This is a genomic window from Streptacidiphilus jiangxiensis, from assembly GCF_900109465.1.
Classification (GTDB): Bacteria; Actinomycetota; Actinomycetes; order Streptomycetales; family Streptomycetaceae; genus Streptacidiphilus; species Streptacidiphilus jiangxiensis.
On sequence record NZ_FOAZ01000015.1, the window covers coordinates 82995 to 107944 of the forward strand.

Below are 24950 nucleotides of genomic sequence, written 5' to 3' on the forward strand. Positions count from 1 at the left end.
TGCATCCCCGTGTCGGACGGAAAACGCGGGTCGCTGGGGCGGGCATTCGGGTGGCTCTGGACCGCGTACGCGGTCAGCACGATGGGGACGTGGCTCGCCTTCGAGGCGTTCCCGATCGTCGCGATCCGGGCGCTCCACGTGGGGGCCGTCGAGGTGTCGCTGCTGGCCGCGGCCGGGCCCGCGGTCGGCGCGGCGCTGGCGCTGCCGCTGGGGCCGTGGGTGGAGTTCCGCCGCAAGCGGCCGGTGATGGTCGCGATGGACCTGATCCGGTTCGTCGTGCTGGTCAGCCTGCCGCTGGCCTACGTGTTCGGATGGCTGAGCTTCGGGCAGCTGCTGTTCGCCCAGGTCGTCGTCGGGGCGGCGGACATCACCTTCAACGCCGCCAGCGGCGCCTGCCTCAAGGCGCTGCTCCCACGCGCAGACCTGCTGCGCGCCAACGCCCGGTTCGAGTCGACGATGTGGACCTCCTCGGTGATCGGGCCGCCGTTGGGCGGTGCGATGATCGGGATGTTCGGCCCGGTCGTCACCCTGCTGGCGGATGCCGTCAGCTATCTGCTCTCGGCCCTGGGGATCAGCGCGATGCGCACCTCCGAACCGCCACCCACGCGTGCCGCGGCGCCGGGACTGTCGCGCGCGGACCTGCTGGCGGGCTGGCGGTTCATCCTCGGGCACCGCACCATGCGGCCGCTGTTCTTCAACAACCTGCTGGTCAACGGGCTGATCATGGCGAGCCTGCCACTGCTGGCGGTGCTGATGCTGGGCCGGCTCGGCTTCGCGCCGTGGCAGTACGCGCTGGCCTTCGCCCTGCCGTGCCTGGGCGGGCTGCTGGGCTCCCGGCTGGCCCGGCCGCTCGTCGCCCGCTACGGTCGGGCGCGCGTGCTGCGGGTCTCGGGCGTGCTGCGCGCCTGCTGGAGTCTCGGCCTGGCGTTCGTCGGTCCCGGCGTGGCCGGGCTCGCACTGGTGATGGTGGTCGAGTTCGGGCTGATCACCTGCAGTGCGGTCTACAACCCGGTGTTCGCGACCACCCGACTGGAGCTCACCCCGTCGGACCGGGTGGCCCGGACCCTCTCGGCCTGGTCGGTCGGGACCAAGGGTTCGGTCGCGCTGATGACGGGTCTCGGCGGCCTGCTGGCGGCCGCGATCGGGCCGCGCAGCGTCATCGCCCTGGTCGGTGCGCTGATGCTGGCGACCCCGCTGCTGCTGCCCCGCCGGGCCGCCCTGCACCAGCACGACCCGGAGCCCGTGCCGACCGCCGCCTGACGCCCCCCGCGTCGATGCTCAGTGCTGCTGCTCGGCGCGCGGCATGCGCGGCAGTGCGAAGGCGGCGAGGCCGACGAGTCCGAGGACGAGGGCCGTCGCGGCGAGCGTCCATCCGGCCGCGGTGACCGGGCCGTGCGTCGGCGCCCAGGACAGGAACGCCGTGCCGAGTGCGGCGACGCCGACCGAGCCGCCGAGCTGCTGCAGGGCGTTGAGGACGCCCGAGGCCGAGCCCGACTCCTCCTCGGCGACGCCCGCGAGGGCGATGTCGAAGAGCGGACCCATCAGCAGGCCCATGCCGACGCCGCTCACCAGGAGGGCGGGCAGCAGCTCCCAGGTCGTGACGGTCAGGCCCCAGTGGCCGAGGCTCGCCCACAGGCCCAGCACGCCGAGGACCATGACGACCACGCCGGCGTGGATGACCCGGCGGCCGAAGCGTGCGCCGAGGACGGCGCCGCTGGCGACCGCTCCGGCGACGATGCCCACCGACATCGGGACGAAGGTGAGCCCGGCGTGCAGCGGTGTCCAGTGCGCGCCGAGCTGGAGGGTGAGCGTGAAGGTGAGCATCAGGCCGGACATCGCGGCCGAGAACAGTGCGACGACGACGATGGCGGAGCGGAAGGCCCGGCCCCGGAAGAGGCCCGGCTCGACCAGCGGTGCGCGACCGGTCCCGGCTCGGCGGCGCTGGAGCGCGGCGAAGCCGGCGAAAAGGGGCAGCGACAGGGCCATGGAGGCGAAGGTCCAGGCGGGCCAGCCGAGCTCGCGTCCCTGGATCAGCGGGTAGACCAGCAGCACCATGGCCGCGCTGAGGACGGCCACTCCGGGCAGGTCGAGGCGTCGGGCGCCGGCCGTCCCGTGGTCCGCGGGGATGGCGCGGGCGCCGAGCAGGGTGGCGGCGAGGCCGACCGGCAGGTTGATCAGGAAGATCATGCGCCAGCCGGTGCCCCACAGGTCGGAGCCGACGAGCAGTCCGCCGAGGGTCGGGCCGAGCACGGAGGACAGGCCCAGCACCGGGCCGAAGGCCCCGAAGGCCTGGCCCATCTCCTCGGCGGGGAAGACGGCGCGGATGATGCCGAGCCCCTGCGGGATGACCAGTGCCGCGAAGGCCCCCTGGCAGGCGCGGGCACCGATCAGCATCCCGGCCCCGTCGGAGGCCGCGCACAGCGCGGAGCAGAGCGTGAAGCCGACGGTGCCGAGCAGGAACATCCGCTTGCGGCCGACGAGGTCGCCCAGGCGGGCGCCGGTGATCAACAGCATGGCGAAGGCGAGGGTGTAGGCGGCGCTGACCCACTGGATCTGGCTGTCGCCGCCCCCGAGGGCGTGGCGGATGGAGGGCGCCGCGACGTTGACGATGGTGGTGTCGAGCAGATCCATGATCTCCGCGAGCAGGATCGCGCCCAGTGCGAACCGCCGCAGGGGGTGCCCGGCGACGGCGGGTCGGGGATCCGCGCGGACCGTGGTGGTGGACATGGGAGGCTCTCCTCGGTTGGACGAACGGTGTTCGTGATGACGAACACCGTTCTACTTACGAACGCTGTTCGTGTCAAGTAGGGTGGGGCCATGACCTCCGCGCCCACCTGGCCCGGCTCCTTCGGTACGGAGCCCAAGCGCAAGAAGCGCACCCTGAGCCGTGAGCTGATCGTCGAGACCGCCCTCAGGGTGGTCGACACCGAGGGGTTGGACGCGCTGAACATGCGCCGCGTCGCGCAGGAGCTCGGGACGGGCGCCGCCTCGCTCTACGCGCACGTCGCCAACAAGGACGAGTTGCTCTCGCTGCTGCTCGACCGCGTCTACGCAGACCTGCGCCACCCCGCGCCGGACCCCGAGCGCTGGCGCGAGCAGGCCAAGGACTTCCTGCGGCAGGCGCGGAACAACCTCGTCGCCCACGGCGACCTCGCCCGGGCCGCGATGGAGCAGAACATCCCCACCTCACCCGCCGCGCTCGACTCCGCGGAGGCCATGCTGGCGCTGCTGCGGGCCGGCGGCCTGCCCGAGCAGGTCTGCGCCTACGGCGTGGACGTGATCAGCCTCTACATGGTCGCGACCGCGGTGGAGGAGAGCTCGCGCACCAAGCCGGGCGAACAGCGCGGCGAGGGGTCGGCCCAGCCGTACCTGGACGGCATCCGTGGCTTCTTCGGATCACTCCCGGCGGAGCGCTACCCGCTGATCGTGGCGATGGCCGGGCCGCTCACCCGCAACGTCGGCGACGAGCGCTTCGAGTTCGGCCTCGACCTGCTGCTCGACGGGCTGGTCGCCCAGGCTGGCCGCACCTTCGACTGAGGCGCATGCTGGTGCGAAGGAGGTTCGCCCATGAACGTCTACGGAATGCGTGCGGAACTCGGCCGTGACGGGTCGGTGAAGACCTGGCACATGATGAAGGACGGCGCCCTGACCGCCCTGTGCGGTCACGACCTCGACGCCGCCGCCCCGTTGGAGCACGACTCGGCCTGGTCGCACACCAAGGAGCCCGTCTGCCACACCTGCGGCGCGCTCTACCTGCGGCAGGTCCCCTACGAGAGCATGATCAGCGGCTGAGCACGCGGGAGTGTGCGGTCAGCCCGCCGAGCCCTGACGGCCCAGGCGGGCCAGGTAGGCGTTGTAGGCCTCCAGCTCCTGGTCGCCGTTGCGGTCCGCGATGCGGTCCTTGCGGCGTGAGACGCGCTCCTCGGACTTCGCCCACTGGAAGGTCAGGGCGATCAGCACCACGGCCGTCGGGATCTCGCTGAACGCCCAGGCGAGCCCGCCGGCCAGGTGCTGGTCGGTCAGCGGGTTGACGCCGAGCGACGCCGGCGGGTGCGCGAAGGTGTTCACCAGCAGGCCGGAGGCCATCATCACCGCCACGCCGAAGAAGGCGTGGAACGGCATGCCCATGAACAGCTCGAGGATCCGCATCACGTAGCCGGGTCGGTGCGGGCCCGGGTCCACGCCCATGATCGGCCAGAAGAAGGCGAGGCCGACGGCGAGGAAGTGCACCATCATCGCGAAGTGGCCCCACTGCGACTTCATCAGGAAGTCGAACAGCGGCGTGAAGTAGAGCCCGTAGAGGCTGGCGATGAAGAGCGGGATGGTGAACGCCGGGTGCGAGATCACCTTGACGTAGCGCGAGTGCAGCAGGGCGACCAGCAGCTCGCGCGGCCCCCGCTTGCCCTTCCCGGCCGGACGCAGGGCGCGCAGCGAGAGCGTGATCGGCGCGCCGAGCAGCAGCAGGATCGGCGTCAGCATGGACAGGATCATGTGCTGCATCATGTGCGCGCTGAGCAGCACCATCCCGTACTGGGCCAGCCCCGTGCAGGTGACCATCACCATCGTGGCCAGGCCCAGCACCCAGGCGATCAGCCGCCCGACGGGCCACTTGTCGCCACGGCGCCACAGCCGGACGCAGCCGCCGACGTAGCCGACCAGCAGCAGCGTCGCGAGTGCGAGGAACGCCCAGTCGACGGAGGGGTGGAACGCGAGAGCCCGGCCGAAGGTGAAGGGCGCGAGCTCGTGGCCCATCCCCGGCATGTCGCCCATGGCGGTTCCTGCTTCCTGCGTGGCGGTGCGTACAGCTACCGCACCAGAGTAGAACTGCCCGGATTGTCCTCAGTCACCGGGTACCTCAGGGGCGCGAGGAACTGCGCGAGCAACCACTGATGAGCAGATGGTCCTCAACGCGCAGGGCCATCCGCACGCCGGTGGTTGCTCGCGCAGTTCCTCGCGCCCCTGGCAAAGTGCGACCTAGCGTGGGACGAGAGTGTTCTCCGTCCTACGACCCGCCACGTAGTCGTCGACGTTGTCGACCGTCGTCTCGATGATCTGGCCCACCGCCGTGGCGGTGAAGTAGGCCTGGTGCGAGGTCACCAGCACCTGGGGGAACGTCATCAACCGGGCGAGTGTGTCGTCCGCCACGCCCTCCAGCGAGCGGTCGAAGAAGAACAGGCCGGTCTCCTCCTCGTACACGTCCAGCCCGACGCCGCGCAGTCGCCCGGCGCGGAGGGTTTCGACGAGGGCGTGCGTGTCCACCAGTCCGCCCCTGCTGCTGTTGATCAGGATCGCGTCGTGCTTCATCCGGGCGAGCGCGGACTCGTCGATCAGGTGATGGGTGTCCGGCAGCAGCGGGACGTGCAGGGAGATCAGGTCGGACTCGGCCAGCAGCCGTTCCAGCGAGGTGTACTCCATGCCGAGCTTGTCGCGGCAGTACGCGTTCTCCGCGACGTCCCAGCCGAGCAGGCGCGTGCCGAAGCCGTGCGCGATCCGTGCGAAGCACTCGCCGATCTTGCCGGTGCCGACCACGCCGACGGTCGTGCCGTGGACGTCCGCGCCCATCAGGCCGTCCAGGCGGAAGTCGAACTCGCGGGTGCGGTTGGCCGCGCGGATGATCCGGCGGTTGACCGACAGCGCCAGCGTCCAGGCGAACTCGGCGACCGAGTAGGGGGAGTAGTAGGAGACCCGGCTGATGGTGAGGCCGAGCTCCGCCGCGACGTCCAGGTCGATGTTGTTGAAGCCGGTCGAGCGCTGCGCGATCATCCGCGTGCCGCCCTTGGCGAGGGTGCGCAGGGTCGTCGCGTCGAGCTCGGCGTTGACGCTGGTGCTGATCACCTCGTGCTCGGCGGCCAGCGGTGCGGTGTCGGAGTTGAGGAACACCTCCAGACACCGCACCTCGTGACGGCCGGCGCAGGCGGCCTCCAGCAACGGCTTCTCGTCGGCCTGGACGCCGTACGCGAGGATCTCCATGAGGCCACGCTAAGCGGACATTTCGCACAACGCCCGCCGAGTGCGTCCTCAGATGACGGTCTCGGCCTCGGCGTAGCGCTCCGCGGGGACGGTCTTCAGGTCGGCGACCGCGTCGGCCAGCGGAACCAGGTTGATGTTGGTGCCCTGCAGCGCCGTCAGGTGGCCGAAGGCGCCCTTGTGGACGGCCTCCACCGCGTGCCAGCCGAAGCGGGTGGCGAGGATGCGGTCGTACGCCGTCGGGGTGCCGCCACGCTGGACGTGGCCGAGGATGACCGGGCGGGCCTCCTTGCCCAGGCGCCGCTCCAGCTCGCCGGAGAGGCGGGTGGCCACGCCCGCGAAGCGCTCGTGGCCGTAGATGTCGATGCTGCCCTGCTCCCACTCCATGGTGCCGGGCTCGGGCTTCGCGCCCTCGGCGACGACCACGATGGCGAACTTCTTGCCACGCTGGAAGCGCTCGCCGACGACGGCGGTCAGCTTGTCGATGTCGAACGGGCGCTCCGGGACGACGATCGCGTGGGCGCCGGCGGCCATGCCCGCGTTCAACGCGATCCAGCCCGTGTGGCGGCCCATCAGCTCGACGACCATGACGCGCTGGTGCGACTCGGCCGTGGTCTTCAGGCGGTCCAGGGCCTCGGTCGCCACCGAGACGGCGGTGTCGAAGCCGAAGGTGACATCCGTGCAGGCGATGTCGTTGTCGATGGTCTTGGGCACGCCCACGATCGGCAGGCCCGCGTCGGACAGCATCCGGGCGGCCTTGAGGGTGCCCTCGCCGCCGATCGGGATGATGCCGTCGAGGCCGAGGCGCTCGCACATGGCCTTCGCCGCGGGCACGCCCTCGCGCAGCTTGCTCGGCTGCACCCGGGTCGAGCCCAGGATCGTGCCGCCCTGCGCGAGAATGCCGGAGACGGAGTCCAGCGTCAGCTCGCGGTAGTCCTCTTCGAGCAGACCGCGCCAGCCGTCCACGAAGCCGATGATCTCGTCGCCGTGGTCCACCACACCGCGATGGACCACGGATCGGATCACGGCGTTCAGACCGGGGCAGTCCCCACCACTGGTCAGCACACCAATACGCATCGTTCAACTACTCCCGAGCAGAGCGCGGTGACCGGAAATCGGACAAAACAACCCTATCGCGATGATACCGAGCGTCGGCTTCCGGTCAGGCCGGCCCGGTCGCCAGGGCGGCGCCGTCGGCGCCCTGCGGGGGAGTGTGAGGGTGTGTGCTAGAGCCCCGGCTGGGTGGGCCGGTGCTCCAGGTCTGTGGTGGGTGCGGCCGCGCTGCCGCTCCGGGGGCGCTGCGGTCAGGCGGTCGCCTGGGCCGCCGCGATGCGCTCCGCGCGCAGGGCGTCGTACCAGGTGTTGTCCGCCGGGGGCAGCGCGCTGACGTCGAGGGCCAGCTTGATCAGCAGGTCCGCGACGAGCGGGTTGCGCGCCATGATCGGGCCGTGCAGGTAGGTGCCGAAGACGGTGTCGCGCCAGGCGCCCTCGGTGCCGTCGCCGGTGCCGTTGCCGCCGCCGACGGAGACCTGCGCGAGCGGCGAGACGCCCTGACCCAGGTGGGTGATGCCCTGGTGGTTCTCGAAGCCCGTCAGCGTCGGGACGCCCAGGCGCGGGTCCGGCTCGGCGACGATGTCGCCGACGTTGCGCTTGCCCTCGCCGCGGGTCGACCAGACGTCGAGCAGGCCGAGACCGGCCGTGCGCTCGCCGCGGTCGTCGATGAACTCGTGACCGAGGATCTGGTAGCCGGCGCAGACCGCGAACACGATCGCGCCGTTCTCCACGGCCCGGCCCAGGCCCGGGTCCTGCCGCAGCCGCTCTCCGGCGAGCCGCTGCGGACGGTCCTCGCCGCCGCCGATCAGGTAGATGTCACCGCTGGTCGGCACGGCCTGGTCGGAACGCACGTCGATGCGCTCCACCTGGAGGCCGCGCTGCTTGGCGCGGCGCTCGACGACGAGCACGTTGCCGCGGTCACCGTAGGTGGACAGCAGGTCGGGGTAGATCCAGACGAGCCGCAGGGCACTGTCAGTCATGGCGGGGAGTCCTCTTCCTAGTCCCTTGGTGTCCCGGGCGGCGTCAGTTCGGCGTCGCGACGTCGCGACGCAGCTGCTGGAAGGCGGTGTAGTTGGCGATGGCCTCGATCCGGCCCTGCGGCGCCATCGCCACGGCCTGCTGGATCGAGTCGATCACCTGGAACTGCACGCCCGCGACCTCCAGCCGCACCGCGAGGTCCAGCTTGCGCTGGCCCATCACGAAGACCGGGTGGCCGACCAGCCGCTCGTAGTCGACGTCCCACAGCCAGGAGGTGTCGGTGCCGTCGGCGGAGAGCGCGTTGACGGAGAGGACCACCGGCGCGGGCGCCGGGTCGATCAGGCTGAACGTCTCCAGCCAGCCGGCCGGGTTCTTCGCCAGCAGCAGCCGCACCTCACGGCCGTTCACCAGCACCGACTCGTAGCGGCCGGCGACGGCCTGCACCGACTCCATCCGCTGCAGCGCGATCTGCGGGTGCACCCCGAAGACCGAGACCACGGCGGCGGTGCTGGTCGCGTTGGACAGGTTGGCCCGGCCCGGCAGCTGCAGCCGGATCGGCCACGGCTGGCCCTGCGGGTCCACCACGAACTCGCCCTGGAGCGCCCAGTGCGGCTGGGGGCGGCGGAAGCCGCAGGAGGGGCAGAACCACTCCTCGTCCGGGCGCTGCATGACGCCGCCGCAGCTCGGGCAGGACCAGGCGTCCTCCTTGTAGGCCTGGCCGGCCGCGACCCAGATGACCTTCTTGCAGGAGGAGGCCGCCCAGGTGACCAGCGGGTCGTCGGCGTTGGCGATGACCACGGCCTCGGTGCCGGCCAGGCCCTCGCGCCACTTCTCCGCGAGCATGCGCGTCTCGGAGGAACGATCCAGCTGGTCGCGGGAGAGGTTGAGCAGCGCGATCGCCTTCGGGTTGGTGTCCCGGGCGACCATGTTCAGGTACTTCTCGTCGACCTCGATCACGCCGAAGCGCGCCTCGCCGCTGTCGGCCAGCGCCGAGGTGATGCCGGCCGGCATGTTGGCGCCCAGCGCGTTCGACACGACCGGACCGGCAGCCTTCAGGGCCTCGGCGATCAGGCGCGTGGTCGTGGTCTTGCCGTTGGTCGCGGAGACCAGCACGACGTCCAGGCCCGCGGAGACCTGGCGCAGCAGGTCCGGATCGAGCTTGAGCGCAACGCGTCCACCGATCACCGATCCGCTGCCGCGTCCCGCGGCGCGCGACACGGCGGCCGCGGCCTTGCCTGCGGTCACGGCGAGCTTGGCACGGGCGTTCAGCGAGCCCGAGGGCGCGGCCGAATCGGGATGCGCTGACATCGGTTGCTTTCCTCCTGCGGGACCGGCCTGCGGGACAGGTGTGCCCCCGGCTGCCCGTAGCCTACCGGCACGATCGGTTCGGGCGTCGATGGCGTCCACGGAGCGACCCGGACCCGGGGGCGCGTTCCGAGGTCGTTCCGGAGCCATAGAGTCCTCCCATGCTCTCCCGTATCCCCGGCAGCGCCGGCGTCGTGCACCCCGTCACCCCCTGGGCCTCGTCGGTGCTGCGCACCCCCTGCGCGACGGTCGAGTCGTTCGACGCGGAGCTGGCCCGACTGGTGGAGGACATGTTCGCGACCATGTACGCCGAGGACGGGGTGGGGCTGGCGGCGAATCAGATCGGGGTCGGCCTGCGGGTCTTCGTCTACGACTGCCCCGACGACGAGGACGAGCGCCATCTGGGGCACGTCGTCAACCCCGTCCTGGTCGAGGCGGACGGCGTCGTCGTCGCAGGTGAGGAGGGCTGCCTTTCGCTGCCCGGCCTGCGCGCGCAGACGCCCCGCCCCGACCGTGCCGTGGTCCGCGGCCAGGACCTGACCGGCGCCGCGATCGAGATCGAGGGCACCGGCTTCTTCGCCCGCTGCCTGCTGCACGAGACCGCGCACCTGGACGGCGGCGTCTTCCTCGACGAGCTCGGCGGCTGGCGCCGCGCCCGCGCACGGCGCGCGATGCGGCGCGCCGAGTGGTACGTCCCGGCCGTCGAGGGTAGGCACGACGCGTGACGGACGAGTGGTACGCCTCCCCCGAACGCTGGTCGGTCGTCGACGACGACGGCGCGCCGGTCGCCGACTTCGTCCAGGTCCGCGGAGTGCTGGGCGGCCACGACTTCTGGTGGGCGGCGGACCTGCGCCCGGTGGCCGGGGTGGACCCCGCGCGGGCGGCGGGCGCGGTGCTGCGGCGCCTGCCCGGCTGGATGGCGGAGCTGCGGGTCACCGGCCCGCAGGACGCCTTCGCCCGGCTGCTGCTGGACGCCTCGCTGAGCCGGGGCCGGTATGCGCACCATTACGTCTGGGACTTCGCGCTCCACGCCCCCGACCCCGCGTGGGCGGAGCCGGCCCTCCCGCCGGAGCTGACGCTGGCCCCGCCGGAGGAGGTCAGCCCCCGGCGCCTGCACCGCGTCCACCGCCGTGCGTATCCCCGCAGTCACCCCGACCACCCCGCCGGGGACTTCGACCGGGTCGCGCAGCTGGCCGGCGGTGAGCTGTTCGGCGGCCTGCTGCCCGGCAGCGCGGTCGCCCTGGTCGGGCGCCGCCCGGTGGCCGCGATCATGATCGGCCAGGAGAACGGCGACTCCTCCCTCTCCGCCTCGGTCCTCCCACGCGCCGGCCACTCCGTCGCCGACCTCGCCCTGACCGGGCCTGCCGTCGTCGACCTCTTCCGCGACCCCGAGCACGCCCCTCCGGGGGTGGGCGGCACGTTGCTCCGCCGGGCGCTGGCCCTGACCGCGAAGGAGGGCGCCCCGTCCCTGGTGCTCACCGTGACGGAGGGCAACCCGGCCCGCGCCCTCTACGAACGCACAGGTTTCACGCACGCCCACAGCACGGTCGCCATGAGGCTGCCGCGGTAGTCAGCCGCGGTCCTCGAGGCCGCGGAGGTTCCGCGGCCACCGGGAATCGACGAGCTCAGCCATCTCTTTGCATGCCTGGCATGAAGCGGACTCGTCGGGATTCCACATGATGGAGTCATCACTCAGCATGTCCGCCGCTTCGATTCCACACAGGGTTGTGGTGGCAAAAGCCCGCGCATGGATTCCCGCCGAGTCGAAGTGCGGGAAGACCGCCCGTTCCCATCGTGAATCGAGAGGCCAATAGGGCACCCGCTCGATTTTGCCGGATTCGACGTGGCGGAAAGTGTCGGCGTGGCACCAAAGGCACGTCCAGGTGTCCATCAAAGGAACGGAATCGAGCTCCTCGTCCGTCGGCCACAGGGACATCTCGTGCCCGCACACATCGCAGCGCACCTCAGCCGTCCGTTGCGTGAGTGCCGTTGTGGTTGTTGGTCGCGGCCGGGTTGTCCGCGGCGGCGGCGAGGCGGCCCCAGAGGAGGTCGGCGAGGGTCTGCACCATGCGTTCGCGGGGGTAGTCGCGCTGCTCCAGCCACCAGTCGCCACCGGCCAGGACCATGCCGGTGATCGCCTGGCCCCACGCCTCCGCGAGGAGCGCGCGGTCGGGGCCGAGGTCGATCTGCCCGGCGATCGCCGCGCTCAGCTCGGTGGCGATCGCCTGAAGCGTCGGGGCCAGCGGGCCGGCGGGGGAGAGGCCCTCCGAGGCCGGGTCGGGGTGGGCGAGGAAGCGGTAGACCTGGGGGGCGGACTCGATCGAGGCGAGGTAGGTGTCGATGACGTTCTCCACCAGCTCGCGCCGGCCCAACGGGGCCTCCAGGGCCTCGTGGATCCGGGTCAGCAGCGTCGAGCTGTGGCGCTCGGCCAGCGCGCGGTAGAGGCCGTTCTTGTCCCCGAAGTGCCGGTAGAGGATCGGCTTGGTGATGCCCGCCTCCGCCGCGATGGCGTTCATGCTCGCGCGCGGACCCTCCCGCCGGATCACTCGGTCCGCGGCGTCCAGCAGCTCCTCGCGCCGGTCGGCGCGGTCGGCGCGGTCGGGGCTCGACATGCCTTGACATCCTTACTGCCTAGTAACAAACTGTGGTCACGTTACCGACGGTAACACCTCGCGGTCCACAATCCAGCCAGCGCGTCGCGCCCGGGGAGACACACCTATGACCGGCTTCAACCTCGCTCTCAACGACGACCAGATCGCGGTCCGCGACTGGCTGCACGGCTTCGCGCGTGACGTGATCCGCCCGGCCGCCGCCGAGTGGGACGAGCGCGAGGAGACCCCGTGGCCGATCATCCAGGAGGCGGCCAAGGTCGGCATCTACTCGCTGGACTTCTTCGCCCAGCAGCAGTTCGACCCCACCGGTCTCGGCATCCCGATCGCCATGGAGGAGCTGTTCTGGGGTGACGCCGGAATCGCCCTCGCGATCGTCGGCAGTGCGCTCGCCGCGGCGGGCGTGGTCACCAACGGCACGCCGGAGCAGGTCGGCACCTGGGCGCCGGAGATGTTCGGCACCCCGGAGGACCCGAAGCTCGCCGCCTTCTGCTCCTCCGAGCCGGACGCCGGCTCCGACGTCGCCGCGATGCGCACCCGCGCCGTCTACGACGAGGCGACGAACGAGTGGGTCATCAACGGCACCAAGACCTGGGCCACCAACGGCGGCATCGCCCACGTCCACGTCGTCGTCGCCACCGTCGACCCGGCGCTGGGCGCGCGCGGCCAGGCCTCCTTCATCATCCCGCCGAACACGCCGGGTCTGAGCCAGGGCCAGAAGTTCAAGAAGCACGGCATCCGCGCCTCGCACACCGCCGAGGTCGTCCTCGACAACGTGCGCGTGCCGAACGACTGCCTGCTCGGCGGCAAGGACAAGCTCGACGAGCGCCTGGCCAAGGCCCGCGAGCGGGCCGCCGCCGTCGCCCGCGGCGAGCGGGTCGAGCAGGTCAAGAACGCCGCGATGGCCACCTTCGAGGCCTCCCGTCCGGCCGTCGGCGCCCAGGCGGTCGGCCTGGCCCGGGCCGCGTACGAGGAGTCGCTGCAGTACGCCAAGACCCGCGAGCAGTTCGGCCGCCCGATCATCGACAACCAGGGCATCGCCTTCACCATCGCGGACATGCGCACCCGCATCGACGCCGCCCGCATGCTGGTCTGGCGCGCCTCCTGGATGGCCGCGACCGGCCAGCCGTTCGAGGCCGCCGAAGGTTCGATGTCCAAGCTCTACGCCGGTGAGACCGCCAAGTGGGTGACCGGCCAGGCCATCCAGATCTTCGGCGGCAACGGCTTCACCCGCGAGTACCCGGTCGAGCGGATGCACCGCGACGCCGCGATCTACACCATCTTCGAGGGCACCAGCGAGATCCAGCGCCTGGTCATCGCCCGCACCCTCTCCGGCCTGCCGATCCGGTAACGCCGGACAGGCCCTCGGGACGAGCGGCGGCCCCTGCGCACTGCGGAGCGCGGGGCCGCCGCTCTCGCCTTCCCCCTGCCGGCCGCGCTCGGGCGGCCGGGGCCGCCGACGGCGGTTAGCGTTGCGGTGAGGAGCGAGGAGGTTCTCCCATGGATGCGAAGCGGACGACAGCGGCCCTGGTCCTCGCCGTCACGGCCCTGGCCTCGGCGAGCGCCTGCAGCAGTAGTTCCCCCGCGGGCAGCGCCGCCGCCTCGGCCGCGTCCGCCGCCGCCTCCGCCGCGGTCTCGGCGGCGCAGTCCGCCGGTCAGAGCGCGCTGGCCTCGGCGAGCGCGGCCGTCTCCTCCGCCCTGGCCTCCGCGGCGGCCGGGCTGGACGTCAAGAAGGACGTGACCGTCAGCGAGCCCGCGGCCGCCTCCGGCGGCAAGGTCAGCTCGACCGTCAAGGTCACCAACTCCTCAGGCTCGCAGGCGAGTTTCCTGGTCACCGTCTCCTTCCGGGACAGCAGCGGCAACATCCTGGACGTCGACGTCGTCACCGTCGAGAACGTCCGGGCCGGGGGCACCGGCACCGCGACGGCCACCAGCCACCGCTCCCTCACCGGCACCGTCAAGGCCCAGGTCGACGCCGCCGTCCGCACCTGACCCGGCGGGCACGTCACCCGGTGCCGGCCGGCACCGGGCGCAGGCCGGGCTGGGGGGTGGCGTCGAGTTCGCGCCACTGCGGGCGCAGGCCCGTGAGGGTGGTGACGGCGCAGTAGGCCAGTCCGGCGACCGCGGCCACCGGGGCGAGCGCGACGGAGCCGAGCGCCGCGCCGGCGAGCAGCCCGCCGAGCGGGACGGCGGCCCAGGAGACCGCGTCGGCCACGGAGATGACCCGGCCCACCAGGTCCCGGGGGATGCGCTCGTAGACGGCGGCGGCCAGGATCGGGTTGAGGAAGCCCGCGGCGAAGCCGGAGACAGCGCTGACCGTCAGCACCGCGGCCAGCGGGGCGCCCAGGGCGAGGATCAGGAAGCGTGGGGCGCCCGCGACGACGAAGCCGGCCAGGAAGGTGACCCGGCGCGGCAGCCGCTCCCCGAGCCAGGCCGCGCACAGGCCGGCCGCCGCCGACGCCGCGCTCATGACGGAGAAGATCGCGCCGACCGCGCCGACGCCGAGCTGGTGCTGATGGACCCAGACCGGGACGAGCACCGCCGACCAGGCGGCGTCGAGGAAGTTGGTGACCACCGTCAGGCCCACGGCCGTGGCCAGCAGCGGATCGGTGCGCAGGAAGGTGAAGCCCTGGCCGAGCCGCTTCCAGTAGCCCGCGTCCTCGTCCGCGAGCGGCGTCGCGGGCTGTTCGCGGCGGCGTGGCGCGGCCGCGGCCGTGGCGGCGGCGCTGAGCAGGAAGGTGGCGGCGTTGAAGACCAGGGCCGTCGCCGGGCCGAACGCGGCGACCGCCGCCGCGCCCAGCGCGGGCCCGGCGGTGATGGCGAGCCGCTCGGCCGCGCCGGACAGGCCGGTGACCCGCTCCAGTGGCACCCGCGCGTCGTCCGCCGCGTCGGGGGTCATCGCGACCTTGGCCGCGTCGCCCGGGCCACGTACCGAGCCGGTGATCGCGACGAGTGTCAGCAGCAGCCAGATCGGCAGGGCGCCGGCCGCGTGCGCGATCGGTACCGCCAGCACCGCCGCCGCGCTGACCAGGTCACCGAGCAGGCTGATCCGGCGCGGACCGATGCGGTCGATGAAGGGCCCGGCCGCCGCTTTGGCCAGCACGTAGGGGCCGAGTTCGCAGAAGGCGGTGAGGCCCGTCAGCGCGGTGCTGCCGGTGGACGTCAGCACCAGCCACGGCAGTGCCACCGCCGAGACGCGGGTGCCGGTGAGGGAGAGCGCCTGGGTCAGCAGCAGACCGACGAGACCCCGGTACCGGGCCAGCGCGGTGTTCCAGGTCGCGAGGAGTCGGCCGGGGGAGGAGGTCAGGTCTGCCACGTCGGCCAGCCTAGAAGGCGGAGAACCGGTTGCGGAGGGGCTGGTGGCGGCGGATCCGCCTGAACCGGACACGCGTTGACGCCGCAACGAAGACCATGACGGCTCGCTGTCAACGCCCGGGGAGTGTTCAGGAGCCAGCTGAGTCTTGTCTGTGCAGCCAACTGTTGTCATGCTTTCTCTGAAATTCTTCTGAGCCGGGGGGCTCATCAGCCCTGCCCGGATTCCAGTCCTTGGGGGGACATGATGGGCAGTGAGTCCACGGGCACCGCCGTGCCCGCGATGCGACGAATACGACAGCCGAGACGCCTCGTCCAGGCGCTGACCGCCGCCGCGGTCCTGACCGGTGCGGTGTTCGGGGGGCAGGCGCTGGCCTCGTCCACGCCGAAGCCGCCGACCACGGCGCAGCAGGAGAAGGGCATGGTCGCCGGCCGTCCCTTCCACGACCCGGTGGACGCCGACACCTCGGCGACCCAGCGGATCACCATCACGCTCGACGCGCACCGCACCCGCTTCGACCTCTCCGGCCGCAGCGTCCGGGGCGAGTCCTACAACGGCTCCTTCGTGGCCCCGACCATCCGCGTCGCCCCCGGCTCCTCGGTGTCGATCCGGCTGGTCAACCACCTCAAGGTGGCCACCAACCTGCACTTCCACGGTCTGCACGTGTCGCCCACCGGCGTCTCCGACGACCCGTTCCTGTGCGTGGCCCCGGGCAGGTCGCTGACCTACGAGCTGGCGATCCCGAAGAACCACCCGCAGGGCACCTTCTGGTACCACAGCCACGCGATGGGCACGACCTGCCCGAAGCCCGGCCAGATGGTCGACGACTCGATGGGCGACATGCCCGCCATGGCGCCCGGTTCGTCGCCCTCGGTCGCCAAGCCCATGCCGTTCATGCCCGGGGACGTGGAGAACCAGATCTCCGCGGGCCTGTCCGGCGCCCTCATCGTCGGCGACGACCGCACCCTGCTGCCGCCGAAGCTGCGTCACATCACCACGCACACGCTGGTGTTCAAGGACGCGCAGATCGACGCCGGCGGCGCGCTGGTGCAGAACACCGCCACCACCTCGATCAACTCCGGTGCCCCGACCGTCCGCCTGGTCAACGGCCAGCTGCGCCCGGTGCTCTCGATGCGTCCCGGCGAGACCCAGCTGTGGCGGCTGGCCAACACCGGCGCGGACATCTTCTACCGCCTCCACCTCGACGGTTACCGCTTCACCGTGATCGGCGAGGACGGCACCCCCGTCGCGAAGGTCCGCACCGAGTCGGACCTGCTGCTGCCGCCCGGCAAGCGCTTCGACGTGCTGGTCACCGCCGGCGCCCACGCCGGCGCGACGTGGCTGCGCACACTGGCCTACTCCAACGGCCCGCAGGGTGACAACTACCCGGACACCCGGCTGCTCCGCCTCGACGTGCACGGCGCCGGCACCACGCGGCTGCCCGGCGTCAGCGGCCGCATCCCGACCGCCCAGCCCGACCTGGCGCACGCGAAGATCGCGCAGCACCGCAAGCTGGTCCTGTCGGAGAGCGCCGACGGCAACAGCTTCTACATGAACGGGCAGCAGTTCATGATGGGCAACGGCTCCGTCTTCGCCACGCCGGCCCGGCTCGGCACGGTCGAGGAGTGGACCATCTACAACACCTCCGGTGAGATCCACCCCTTCCACCTGCACACCTCGGACTTCCAGGTGATGTCGATCAACGGGGTGCCGCAGCCCTACACCAACCGGCAGGACATCATCCCGGTGCCGTACGAGCAGAACGGCAAGCCCGGCGTGGTGGTCATCCGGATCGCGTTCGAGGACTTCACCGGTCGCTACATGTTCCACTGCCACATCGCGGCCCACGAGGACAACGGGATGATGAGCTACATCGACGTCGCCTGACGTCCGCTCAGCGGAGCTCGAAGGCCGCCGCGACCTGCTCGCGGGTCGCGGCGTTGCCGAGCAGCACCTTGAGCAGGACCCGGGCCTTGTAGGGGTGGACGAACCCGCCGTCGATCAGGCCCCGGCCCAGCAACTCGATCTCCGAGCCCGGCGCGTGGTAGGTGCCGCGCAGTACCGATCCCGCGCCGGTGCAGGAGGTCAGCACGACCGGCATCCGCGCCGCCAGCTCACCCAGCGTCTCCACCAGCACGGCGGGGACGTGCCCGACACCGAACCCGGCGACCACCAGTCCGTCCTGCCCCGCGGCGAGCGCGGCCAGCGTCGCCGGGTCGTCGTCGAGGGTGACGGTATAGAGGGCGACCCGCGCCGATGCCGTCGGCGGGGGCAGCGGCGGCTGGCGCGGCGGAACGGTCAGCAGCCGCACCCGGCCCTCGACGAGGTGCCCGATCGGGCCCGCGTCGGGGGAGGCGAACGTCGCCGTCGAGGTGCTGTGCGTCTTGCGGACGAAGCGCGCGGCGTGGATCTCGTCGCTGAACGCCACCAGCACGCCCAGCCCGCGCGCCGCGGGCGACTCGGCGACCCGCGCCGCCGCCAGCAGGTTGGCCGGACCGTCGTGGCCGGCCAGCGTCGGGTTGCGCATCGCGCCCGTCACCACCAGCGGGGCGTCCTCGGCCCAGACCAGGTCCAGCAGGTAGGCCGTCTCCTCAAGAGTGTCCGTCCCCTGCGTGATCACGACGCCCGGTGCGCCCGCCCTTACGGCCTCGGCCGCGTCCGCGGCGACCGACAGCACGCGTTCGAAGGTGAGGCTCCCGCTGCCGATCGGCTCCAGGTCCCGTATCTCCAGCGGCGCCGAAAGGGTCTCCAGCCCCGGGACGGCCGCCGTCAGCGCCGCTCCGTCCAGTCGGTCGAGACCGGACATGGAGATCGTGCCGCCCATCGCGAAGAGCGTGACCGCGCCCATACCGCCCCTCCCGTCGGTGCCGCTCCGTCGCGGCGTGCACACCCTACCGAGCGGATCTACCGTGGTGGGGGAACGATCCGAGGCACCTCGCAGCCACCCCGGGAGGCATCCATGCCCGGTTCCACCACCATCGGCCGCACCGAGCGGCTGGTCATGCTGAGCCACCACGACGCCGAACGACTCGCCGAGACCATGCGGCGTCTGTCGGAGATGCTGGCCGCCGACGACGCCGACCGGATGACCGACCCGCAGGTCGCCAAGCTCTGCGGTGGCGACGCCGCGATGCGCGGCGAGTACGCCCACTGGGCCGCCGAGGTCGGCGCCTTCATCCGCGGCCACCTGTAGCCCACACGGCGGAACGGCAGAAAAGGCAGGGCCCGCGCGCAGCGGGCTCTGCTAGCCTGCGTTCATGATCTACGCGCCGTCCCGTCGAATGATGCGCCCCTCCCGGGGCTGCTGAGCGACGCACGCGCGCGTGTGTGTGACCAAGGCCCCGACCCAGGGGCCTTTCGCATGTCGGCATGAGGCCCCTCCCGCCCGGCGCAGGAGAAGCAGCCCGATGAGCTACTACGTCACCACCACCATCCCCTACGTCAACGCCCGCCCCCACCTCGGCTTCGCCCTGGAACTGGTCCAGGCGGACGTCCTCGCCCGCCACCGCCGAGCCCGCGGCGGCGCGGTGCGCTTCCTCAGCGGCACCGACGAGAACTCCCTCAAGAACGTGCTCGCGGCGGAGGCCGAGGGCGTCGCCGTGCAGGACCTCGTCGACCGCAATGCCGCCGCCTTCGCCGCACTCGCGACGCCGCTCGCGCTCTCCTTCGACGACTTCATCCGCACCAGCCGCGACCCGCGCCACCGCGAGGGCGTCGCCCAGCTCTGGCAGCGCTGCGCCGAGGCCGGCGACTTCTACCGCAAGGCCTACACCGGCCTGTACTGCGTGGGCTGCGAGGCCTTCTACGGTGAGGCCGAGCTCGTCGACGGCCGCTGTCCGGACCACGGCACCGAGCCGCAGACCGTCAGCGAGGAGAACTGGTTCTTCCGCCTCTCCCGGTACCAGGACCGGTTGCGTGAGCTCGTCACCAGCGGCGAACTGCGGATCGAACCCGTCTCACGCCGCAACGAGGTGCTGGCGCTGATCGACTCCGGCCTGCGCGACTTCTCCGTCTCCCGCAGCCGCGCCCGGGCGCGCGGCTGGGGCATCCCCGTGCCGGGCGACGAGGACCAGGTCGTCTACGTGTGGTGGGACGCGCTCGGCAACTACGTGACCAGCCTCGGCCTCGGCGACGACGCGCCGACGGAGGACTTCGCGCGCTGGTGGGCCGGGGACGGCGAGCGCGTGCACCTGGTCGGCAAGGGCGTGCTGCGGTTCCACGCCGTCTACTGGCCGGCGATGCTGCTGTCGGCGGGGCTGCCGCTGCCGACGCGGGTCCTCGTGCACGACTACCTGACGGTCTCCGGACGCAAGATCAGCAAGTCGTCCGGCGACGTCGTCGACCCGGCGGCGCTGGTCGCCCGCTACGGCACCGACGCCGTGCGCTGGTGGCTGCTGCGCGAGGTCCCGCGTGTCGGGGACGCGGACTTCACCGAGGAACGCCTCGTCGCCCGCGCGGACGCGGACCTGGCCGACGGCTTCGGCAACCTCGTGCACCGGGTGGTCACCATGGTCCACCGCTACCGGGACGGCGTCGTCCCGCAGCCCACGGTGGAGACCACGGCGACCGCGGAACTCCGGGCGGTCTGCGCGCGGGCCTCCGGCCGGGTCGACGCGGCCCTGGACGCGTTCGACTACCGTGCGGCGGCAGCAGCGGTGTGGACCCTGGTCGAGGAGGCCAACCGCTGCATCGACCGGACGCGTCCGTGGGAACTCGCCAAGTCCGAGCGCGGTGGCGCGCGTTCCGCGGCGCTGGACGCGGCACTGGCCGCGCTGGTCGCGGCCTGCCGCGCGCTGGGGGAGGAACTCAGCCCGTTCCTCCCGGCCGCCGCGGACCGGGTCGTCCGCCGCTGCACGCCGGTGAACGGCGTCCTGCCGGAATCGACCCCGCTGTTCGCGAAACTCGGCGGGTAGGTGCACGCCCGAGGGGCAGTGCGACTATGCGCCGATCAGAGCCAGAACCTCCGAGGTGGTGCCGGTCTCGCCGAGGCGGGGGAAGATGCGGGTGGCCGAGTTCTCGTGCGCCGCCGCGTCGAGGTCGGTCATGGCGTCGAGCGGCAGCGTCACGTGGAAGCCGTGCTCGTGGGCCTGGCGGGCGGTGGACTCGACGCCGATCGCGGTGGCGATGCCGCAGACGACGACCTGGGTGACGCCGAGGCCGCGGAGGTGCTCCGCCAGATCGGTGCGGTGGAACGCGCCCCAGGTGTACTTGGTGACGGTCTTGTCGCCGGGCTGCGCCCCCAGCTCGGGGAGCAGGTCCGTCCAGCCGTCGGGGAGAGCCGCCGCAGAGGCGGCGAAACCCTGCTCGGTGCGGCCCGGGGCGCCGCCCGCGACGTTGACGAGGACGACGGGCAGCTTCTTGGCCCGAAACGCGTCGGTCAGTTCGACCGCGTTCGCGAGGACCTGGTCGAACGGGTGGACCGTCGGCATGTGCGGAGCGGCGCCCTGGAGGTCGACGACGACGAGGGCCGTGGTGGGGTCGATCGTGGTGATGGGCATGGGTGATCTCCTTCTCGGTTCAGTGGTGCCGGGCCGGTCGCAGGGTGCGGTCGGCGAGAGTGAGCGCCACCAGGGCGAGGCTGACGGCCGTCATGATCCAGCCGATCCGGTGCACGCCCTGGTCGGTGACGTTGTGGTGGAAGACCAGGCCGGTGACGGCGCTGGCGCCGATGGAGCCGACGTACCCGAAGGTGCGCAGCAGTCCTGACGCGGTGCCCAACTGGTCCGCCGGTGCGTGTTCGGTGAGCGCGATCTGGTTGCCGGCCGTCGAGAAGCCGATGGCGAGACCGAAGACGAGCGTCACCGCGACCACGACCCCGATCGAGCTGCCGGAGCCGAGCGCCAGCACGCCGACCGAGCCGAGCAGGCAGGTGGCCGCGGCGGCGAGGACCGGTCCCCGGACGAGTCCGCGCCGGGAGAGCGGCGCGATGAGCAGACCGGAGACCAGGGTCATCGGCAGCAGCAGCAGTCCGGCGGCGGACTCGCTGAACCCGCGGACGCTCTCGATCCACTGGGTGATGCCGTACAGGACGACGTAGACGCAGAGCTGGGTCAACCCGAAACGCAGGTAGGTGTTGGCGAGTCCGCTGTTGGCGGCCAGGAGTCGCACGTCGAGGAAGGGGGTCCGGGCTCGCAGCTCCCAGAGCACCAGCAGCGCCCAGAGCGCGAGGGACAGGGCGAGGACCCACCAGCGCGCGGTCGGCAGGTCGAACAGGAAGACCAGCAGCGTCAGCATGCCGGAGACGAACCCGACGATGCCGGGCAGGTCGAGCCTCGACGCGAGCTCGCGCGCGGACATCCGCTCGGCGCGCTTCGGGTCGGGTTCGATCCAGGCCACCGCCGCGACGAAGGCGATGACGGCGACCGGCACGTTGACGAGGAAGACGGCTCTCCAGGTCAGGGCGTTCACCAGGACGCCGCCCAGGGGGAGGCCGAGCGAGGCGGTGGCGATGCCGGCGATCATGAGTCCGCCGAGGACGCCGCCCGGCGGCTTGGTCAGGCCGGCGTCCCGGGCCCGACGCTGGATCAGCAGCATCGCCGTCGGGTACGCGCACGAGGTGCCCAGCCCGATCACGACCCGGCTCAGGATCAGCATCGACAGGCCCTGCGCGAGGCCGCCGAGGACGGCCCCGAGGGCGACCATCGCGATGCCGGACATGAAGACCCGTCGGGGCCCGAACACCTCGGCGGCCTTGCCCGCCGTGGGCTGGGCGGTCGCGCTCGCCAGGTAGAGGGCGGCCACCAGGGCGGCGGTCCGACCGATCTGGATGCCCAGGCCGTGAGCGATCGGCAGCAGCGCCGTCGCGATGAGGGAGCTGTTGATCGGGTTGAGCGCCGAGCCGACGAACAGAGGGGTGGTGAAACGCCAGGAGAACGGGCGCCCCCCGGCAGCGGGCACTATCGCGGATTGGGTTTGGGTCACGGACATGCGCGCTCCTTCGGAGCGGTGTGCGCGGCTGGGCGAGGGCGTGCGTCATCGCCTCCGCACGCGTGGCGTGGGAGCTGGGGCGTACGAGTGGGTCAGAAGTGCTGGGCCAGGCGTTCCAGCAGGGGGGCCGCGGCGGCCAGCGTGGCGACCTCCGCGTCGGTGAAGGACTCGCCGAGCGCGGCGGCCATGCGGTCGGACAGGGCGTCCCGGCCGGAGCGGAGGGCGGCGGCGCCCGTGTCGCTGACGGTCAGCAGCGACCGCCGCCGGTCGTCGGGGTCGGCGGACCGCGTGACGAGCCCGTGCTTCTCCAAGGACGCGACGGTGGAGCCCATCGCCTGCGGGGTGATCTGCTGCTCACGCGCGAGACCGGCGACGGTGCACGGACCGCTGCGGGCGATCTGCGCGAGGGTGGACCACTCGGGGGTGGTCAACTGCCCGTCCACGACCTCGCGGGTGCGGCGCTTGATCATCCCCACCGCCACCCGGATCGCGGTGGCGGTGGACTGGTTCAGGGCATCACGGGCGTCCATGAATAGAAGACTAGGATTCCAAGTCCGACATTGCAAGGCCAGGTTTCTATTTATGCCGCGCCGCTGCTACTGCAGGGCGTCCCCGAGACCGGTGACGGCCTCGGTCAGGATCGACGCGTCGAAGATGATCTCCGGGGGTGTGCCGTCCGCCGCGTCCGACCACGCGAGGAACGCGGCCTGCACGCCGCCGAGGTCGACGGGGCCGCCCGCGCGGACCGCGAGGGCCGCGCGGGACAGTTCCTCGCGGACGACGGAGGCGAAGGCCGTCGCACCGGGGCAAGTGCCCTGCGCCGCGGGGACATGGGCCTCGATCAGCATGGAGGTCCGGCCCACGGCGGAGATCGCCGCCCGTGCGTCGGTCAGCTGGGAGGGGCGCAGGCCCCGGTCCCGGACCGGTTCCGCCGCCGCGGAGGCCTCCGTCGCGGCGAGCGCCGCCCTCGCGCCGCGGTGGTCGAGCAGGGCCTCGCGCAGCGCGCGGCGCGTCTGCGCGGACGGCTCGCCGTACGCCTCCAGCGTGGCGGCGGAGTAGTCGCCCGCCGCGGCGATGTAGTCGGCGAGGCGGTCCGGCAGGCGGACCGTCTGCCAGGTCGGCCAGACCGCGTACGCGGCGAAGGCGAGCAGACCACCGAGGAGGGTCATGCCGACGCGCTCCTCCGCGGTGTAGCGGAGGACCAGGCCGTCCATGGAGAGCAGGAAGACGACATAGACGGAGACCAGCGCGCTCAGCGCCATGTAGCCGGCCCGCATGGTCAGGTACGCGCAGCCGACCGCGATCACCGCCAGCAGGCCGCAGACCCACGGCGCGGGTTTGGCCAGCACCATCACGCCGGAGGCGAGGCCCACCCCGATGACCGTGCCGGCCAGCCGGGCCACCCCGCGGCTGTAGGTCTGCGAGAACTCCGGCCGCATGATCATCATGACGGTCATCGCCGCCCAGTAGCCGTGCCCGAAGGGCAGCGCCATGCCGATGGCCTCGGCCAGCGTCACCACCACCGCGACGCGCACCGCGTGCCGCATGACCGGCGAGCGCCGGGTCCAGTGACGGCGCACGGCCTCCACCGTCAGCGGCAGCAGCGCGCGGACGCCGGGGCGGCGCAGGAAGCGCGGCTGGTCGTCGTCGGCGGGGGAGTCGAGCGCGTCCGTGACCTCCGCCAGCAGGCCGATCAGGCGTAGCGCGGTGTGCCGGGCCAGGCCCTGCAGGACGGGTCCGTCGGGCGGCAGGGCGAGCGCGCGGTAGGTGCGTTCGGGGACCTGCGCACCCTCGCCGCTGCGGATGGACCGGGCGGCGGCGTCCAGGATCTCGGCGGCGGCCGCGAGCAGTTCGCGCGCCCGGTCCCGCTCGCGCCCCTCCTCGGCGGCGCCGACCCGCGGATCGGCGAGCGCGGCGAGCGCGGGCCGCAGGCGCTCGACCAGCGAGCGGACGCCGGTCAGCTCGTTGGGCCGGCTCCGGGCCTGACCGGGCGTCACGATCGCGGCCTCGCGCGCCAGCATCAGCGGATCGGGGTCGAACGCGGCGAACGGGTCGTGCCGCAGCCGCCGCGCGTAGTCGGCCATCGAGGCGCAGGCCTCGGCGAGCGCCTCCCGGTGCGCGCCCCACCGGTCCACCGGCCAGACGAGCACCAGCAGCGCCTGGACCAGCCCGCCCGCCGCGATCACACCAGCATGCTGCGCCGCCTGCGGCACGCTCGCGGGCAGGGTCACCACGACGAGCATCACGGTGACCGCCATCGAGGCCAGGATGCCCGCGGTCTGACCCGCGACCCAGGCCATGCCCGCCGCGAACGCCCACACCGCGAGCACCGCGAGGAAGAGCACGTGGTACGGGGAGGCGCAGTAGCCGACGAAGGTGCTGACGGAGAGCGCGAGCGCAGTCGCCAACGCCAGCCAGGGCCGCGGCCGGTAGCTGCGCTGGAACGTCGCCATCCCGGACAGCTGCGCGCCGAGCGCGGCGGACGTCGCCATCGCCGGTCCACCGATCGCGAGCGCACCGAAGAGCGCGATCGCGACCCCGACGGCCCCGCGGAGCGCCGCGAGCGGCTGGTTGGTCGCCCGCTCCACCGTCAGCCCGGACCGCGTCGCGGTCTTGAGCGAGCGGTACCAGGAGCGGTACCAGGCGGAGCCGGCGGATGAGGAGGACATCGCTGGTCAGCCTACCTCTGGTTGCACCTCCAGGGGCGCGGGGAACTGCGCGAGCAACCACCCTGTGCGGATGGGCCTGTTACTGGGGGACCATCCGCTCGCAGTGGCTTGTCGCGCCCACGCGGCGGA

General features: G+C 72.3%; 24 protein-coding genes. 10 read left to right on the forward strand and 14 right to left on the reverse strand.

All coding sequences use genetic code 11. The features are described 5' to 3' along the window. Positions 1-9: 9 nt before the first annotated feature. Positions 10-1260: an MFS transporter gene (locus tag BMY61_RS26385; protein ID WP_236656095.1), complete on the forward strand. Its 1251-nt coding sequence runs from the start codon at positions 10-12 to the stop codon at positions 1258-1260. Positions 1261-1278: 18 nt separating this feature from the next. Here the strand turns inward: BMY61_RS26385 and BMY61_RS26390 are convergent, their stop codons facing one another. Further along, entirely contained in the window at positions 1279-2727 is a 1449-nt protein-coding gene (locus BMY61_RS26390; RefSeq protein WP_042450611.1) for an MFS transporter, read from the reverse strand. A gap of 90 nt (positions 2728-2817) precedes the next feature. Between BMY61_RS26390 and BMY61_RS26395 the strand changes: the two genes are divergently transcribed. Both BMY61_RS26395 and BMY61_RS26400 read left to right on the forward strand, forming a co-directional pair. After that, on the forward strand, positions 2818-3537 hold the full coding sequence (locus BMY61_RS26395; RefSeq protein ID WP_042450610.1) for a TetR/AcrR family transcriptional regulator: 720 nt from the start codon (positions 2818-2820) through the stop codon (positions 3535-3537). Positions 3538-3567: 30 nt separating this feature from the next. Next, the gene (locus BMY61_RS26400; protein ID WP_042450608.1) at positions 3568-3792 is read left to right on the forward strand and encodes a hypothetical protein; all 225 of its coding nucleotides are present in this window, start codon (positions 3568-3570) and stop codon (positions 3790-3792) included. Positions 3793-3810: 18 nt separating this feature from the next. Here BMY61_RS26400 and BMY61_RS26405 read toward each other — a convergent pair whose 3' ends face one another. The 5 genes from BMY61_RS26405 to BMY61_RS26425 form a co-directional block, all read right to left on the reverse strand. After that, complete coding sequence (locus BMY61_RS26405) at positions 3811-4761, reverse strand: cytochrome c oxidase assembly protein (protein WP_042450698.1); 951 nt, start codon at positions 4759-4761, stop codon at positions 3811-3813. A 213-nt stretch (positions 4762-4974) separates the two neighbouring features. After that, positions 4975-5970, reverse strand: coding sequence for a 2-hydroxyacid dehydrogenase (locus tag BMY61_RS26410; RefSeq protein ID WP_042450607.1), 996 nt, complete (start codon positions 5968-5970; stop codon positions 4975-4977). A gap of 48 nt (positions 5971-6018) precedes the next feature. Beyond that, positions 6019-7044, reverse strand: a complete 1026-nt coding sequence (locus BMY61_RS26415; protein ID WP_042450606.1) for a 6-phosphofructokinase — start codon at positions 7042-7044, stop codon at positions 6019-6021. A gap of 227 nt (positions 7045-7271) precedes the next feature. Continuing rightward, positions 7272-8000, reverse strand: a complete 729-nt coding sequence (locus BMY61_RS26420; RefSeq protein ID WP_042450605.1) for a type 1 glutamine amidotransferase — start codon at positions 7998-8000, stop codon at positions 7272-7274. Positions 8001-8043: 43 nt separating this feature from the next. Beyond that, positions 8044-9306, reverse strand: coding sequence for a MurT ligase domain-containing protein (locus tag BMY61_RS26425; RefSeq protein WP_042450604.1), 1263 nt, complete (start codon positions 9304-9306; stop codon positions 8044-8046). Between the two features lie 158 nt (positions 9307-9464). On the opposite strand from BMY61_RS26425, the gene def reads away from it, so the two are divergent. Both def and BMY61_RS26435 read left to right on the forward strand, forming a co-directional pair. Further along, positions 9465-10028 carry a peptide deformylase gene (gene def / locus BMY61_RS26430; RefSeq protein WP_042450603.1) on the forward strand — a complete coding sequence of 188 codons (564 nt, stop codon included), beginning with the start codon at positions 9465-9467 and terminating at the stop codon, positions 10026-10028. After that, positions 10025-10873: a GNAT family N-acetyltransferase gene (locus tag BMY61_RS26435; protein WP_042450601.1), complete on the forward strand. Its 849-nt coding sequence runs from the start codon at positions 10025-10027 to the stop codon at positions 10871-10873. Before def ends, BMY61_RS26435 begins: the two co-directional genes overlap by 4 nt. Here the strand turns inward: BMY61_RS26435 and BMY61_RS26440 are convergent, their stop codons facing one another. Further along, positions 10874-11194 carry a hypothetical protein gene (locus BMY61_RS26440; protein WP_042450696.1) on the reverse strand — a complete coding sequence of 107 codons (321 nt, stop codon included), beginning with the start codon at positions 11192-11194 and terminating at the stop codon, positions 10874-10876. It abuts the gene before it with no gap. Positions 11195-11267: 73 nt separating this feature from the next. Next, complete coding sequence (locus tag BMY61_RS26445) at positions 11268-11915, reverse strand: TetR/AcrR family transcriptional regulator (RefSeq protein WP_042450599.1); 648 nt, start codon at positions 11913-11915, stop codon at positions 11268-11270. Positions 11916-12021: 106 nt separating this feature from the next. Between BMY61_RS26445 and BMY61_RS26450 the strand changes: the two genes are divergently transcribed. Then, positions 12022-13263, forward strand: coding sequence for an acyl-CoA dehydrogenase family protein (locus BMY61_RS26450; protein WP_042450597.1), 1242 nt, complete (start codon positions 12022-12024; stop codon positions 13261-13263). A gap of 149 nt (positions 13264-13412) precedes the next feature. Then, positions 13413-13904, forward strand: a complete 492-nt coding sequence (locus BMY61_RS26455) for a hypothetical protein (RefSeq protein ID WP_042450596.1) — start codon at positions 13413-13415, stop codon at positions 13902-13904. A 13-nt stretch (positions 13905-13917) separates the two neighbouring features. Here BMY61_RS26455 and BMY61_RS26460 read toward each other — a convergent pair whose 3' ends face one another. Continuing rightward, positions 13918-15228, reverse strand: coding sequence for an MFS transporter (locus BMY61_RS26460; RefSeq protein WP_342342537.1), 1311 nt, complete (start codon positions 15226-15228; stop codon positions 13918-13920). A gap of 279 nt (positions 15229-15507) precedes the next feature. Here BMY61_RS26460 and BMY61_RS26465 point away from each other — a divergent pair, with 279 nt between their 5' ends. Then, complete coding sequence (locus BMY61_RS26465; protein WP_236656094.1) at positions 15508-17112, forward strand: multicopper oxidase family protein; 1605 nt, start codon at positions 15508-15510, stop codon at positions 17110-17112. Positions 17113-17119: 7 nt separating this feature from the next. Here the strand turns inward: BMY61_RS26465 and BMY61_RS26470 are convergent, their stop codons facing one another. Then, positions 17120-18073 carry an asparaginase gene (locus BMY61_RS26470; RefSeq protein ID WP_042450593.1) on the reverse strand — a complete coding sequence of 318 codons (954 nt, stop codon included), beginning with the start codon at positions 18071-18073 and terminating at the stop codon, positions 17120-17122. Between the two features lie 111 nt (positions 18074-18184). Here BMY61_RS26470 and BMY61_RS26475 point away from each other — a divergent pair, with 111 nt between their 5' ends. Both BMY61_RS26475 and metG read left to right on the forward strand, forming a co-directional pair. Next, positions 18185-18418 (forward strand): hypothetical protein, encoded by a 234-nt coding sequence (locus BMY61_RS26475; RefSeq protein WP_042450589.1) that lies wholly within the window; start codon positions 18185-18187, stop codon positions 18416-18418. Positions 18419-18632: 214 nt separating this feature from the next. Continuing rightward, positions 18633-20138: a methionine--tRNA ligase gene (gene metG / locus BMY61_RS26480; RefSeq protein ID WP_042450588.1), complete on the forward strand. Its 1506-nt coding sequence runs from the start codon at positions 18633-18635 to the stop codon at positions 20136-20138. A gap of 24 nt (positions 20139-20162) precedes the next feature. On the opposite strand, the gene BMY61_RS26485 is transcribed toward metG, so the two are convergent. The 4 genes from BMY61_RS26485 to BMY61_RS26500 all read right to left on the reverse strand — a co-directional run bounded on the left by BMY61_RS26485 (position 20163) and on the right by BMY61_RS26500 (position 24821). Then, complete coding sequence (locus BMY61_RS26485; protein ID WP_042450585.1) at positions 20163-20723, reverse strand: isochorismatase family protein; 561 nt, start codon at positions 20721-20723, stop codon at positions 20163-20165. A gap of 19 nt (positions 20724-20742) precedes the next feature. Further along, a complete protein-coding gene (locus BMY61_RS26490; RefSeq protein ID WP_052438889.1) occupies positions 20743-22152 on the reverse strand; it encodes an MFS transporter in 1410 nt (469 codons plus the stop codon). A 92-nt stretch (positions 22153-22244) separates the two neighbouring features. After that, positions 22245-22682: a MarR family winged helix-turn-helix transcriptional regulator gene (locus BMY61_RS26495; RefSeq protein ID WP_042450582.1), complete on the reverse strand. Its 438-nt coding sequence runs from the start codon at positions 22680-22682 to the stop codon at positions 22245-22247. Positions 22683-22748: 66 nt separating this feature from the next. Continuing rightward, positions 22749-24821 carry an FUSC family protein gene (locus tag BMY61_RS26500; protein WP_042450581.1) on the reverse strand — a complete coding sequence of 691 codons (2073 nt, stop codon included), beginning with the start codon at positions 24819-24821 and terminating at the stop codon, positions 22749-22751. Positions 24822-24950 lie beyond the last annotated feature (129 nt).

Bases quoted from the DNA above. Each gene is read 5' to 3' on its own strand.
- BMY61_RS26475 (WP_042450589.1), top strand. From the start codon at position 18,185: ATGCCCGGTTCCACCACCATCGGCCGCACCGAGCGGCTGGTCATGCTG.
- BMY61_RS26500 (WP_042450581.1), bottom strand. From the start codon at position 24,821: ATGTCCTCCTCATCCGCCGGCTCCGCCTGGTACCGCTCCTGGTACCGC.
- BMY61_RS26440 (WP_042450696.1), bottom strand. From the start codon at position 11,194: ATGGACACCTGGACGTGCCTTTGGTGCCACGCCGACACTTTCCGCCAC.
- BMY61_RS26485 (WP_042450585.1), bottom strand. From the start codon at position 20,723: ATGCCCATCACCACGATCGACCCCACCACGGCCCTCGTCGTCGTCGAC.
- BMY61_RS26410 (WP_042450607.1), bottom strand. From the start codon at position 5,970: ATGGAGATCCTCGCGTACGGCGTCCAGGCCGACGAGAAGCCGTTGCTG.
- metG (WP_042450588.1), top strand. From the start codon at position 18,633: ATGAGCTACTACGTCACCACCACCATCCCCTACGTCAACGCCCGCCCC.
- BMY61_RS26400 (WP_042450608.1), top strand. From the start codon at position 3,568: ATGAACGTCTACGGAATGCGTGCGGAACTCGGCCGTGACGGGTCGGTG.
- BMY61_RS26450 (WP_042450597.1), top strand. From the start codon at position 12,022: ATGACCGGCTTCAACCTCGCTCTCAACGACGACCAGATCGCGGTCCGC.
- BMY61_RS26415 (WP_042450606.1), bottom strand. From the start codon at position 7,044: ATGCGTATTGGTGTGCTGACCAGTGGTGGGGACTGCCCCGGTCTGAAC.
- BMY61_RS26455 (WP_042450596.1), top strand. From the start codon at position 13,413: ATGGATGCGAAGCGGACGACAGCGGCCCTGGTCCTCGCCGTCACGGCC.
- def (WP_042450603.1), top strand. From the start codon at position 9,465: ATGCTCTCCCGTATCCCCGGCAGCGCCGGCGTCGTGCACCCCGTCACC.
- BMY61_RS26470 (WP_042450593.1), bottom strand. From the start codon at position 18,073: ATGGGCGCGGTCACGCTCTTCGCGATGGGCGGCACGATCTCCATGTCC.
- BMY61_RS26465 (WP_236656094.1), top strand. From the start codon at position 15,508: ATGCGACGAATACGACAGCCGAGACGCCTCGTCCAGGCGCTGACCGCC.
- BMY61_RS26395 (WP_042450610.1), top strand. From the start codon at position 2,818: ATGACCTCCGCGCCCACCTGGCCCGGCTCCTTCGGTACGGAGCCCAAG.
- BMY61_RS26495 (WP_042450582.1), bottom strand. From the start codon at position 22,682: ATGGACGCCCGTGATGCCCTGAACCAGTCCACCGCCACCGCGATCCGG.
- BMY61_RS26425 (WP_042450604.1), bottom strand. From the start codon at position 9,306: ATGTCAGCGCATCCCGATTCGGCCGCGCCCTCGGGCTCGCTGAACGCC.
- BMY61_RS26445 (WP_042450599.1), bottom strand. From the start codon at position 11,915: ATGTCGAGCCCCGACCGCGCCGACCGCGCCGACCGGCGCGAGGAGCTG.
- BMY61_RS26420 (WP_042450605.1), bottom strand. From the start codon at position 8,000: ATGACTGACAGTGCCCTGCGGCTCGTCTGGATCTACCCCGACCTGCTG.
- BMY61_RS26405 (WP_042450698.1), bottom strand. From the start codon at position 4,761: ATGCCGGGGATGGGCCACGAGCTCGCGCCCTTCACCTTCGGCCGGGCT.
- BMY61_RS26490 (WP_052438889.1), bottom strand. From the start codon at position 22,152: ATGTCCGTGACCCAAACCCAATCCGCGATAGTGCCCGCTGCCGGGGGG.
- BMY61_RS26390 (WP_042450611.1), bottom strand. From the start codon at position 2,727: ATGTCCACCACCACGGTCCGCGCGGATCCCCGACCCGCCGTCGCCGGG.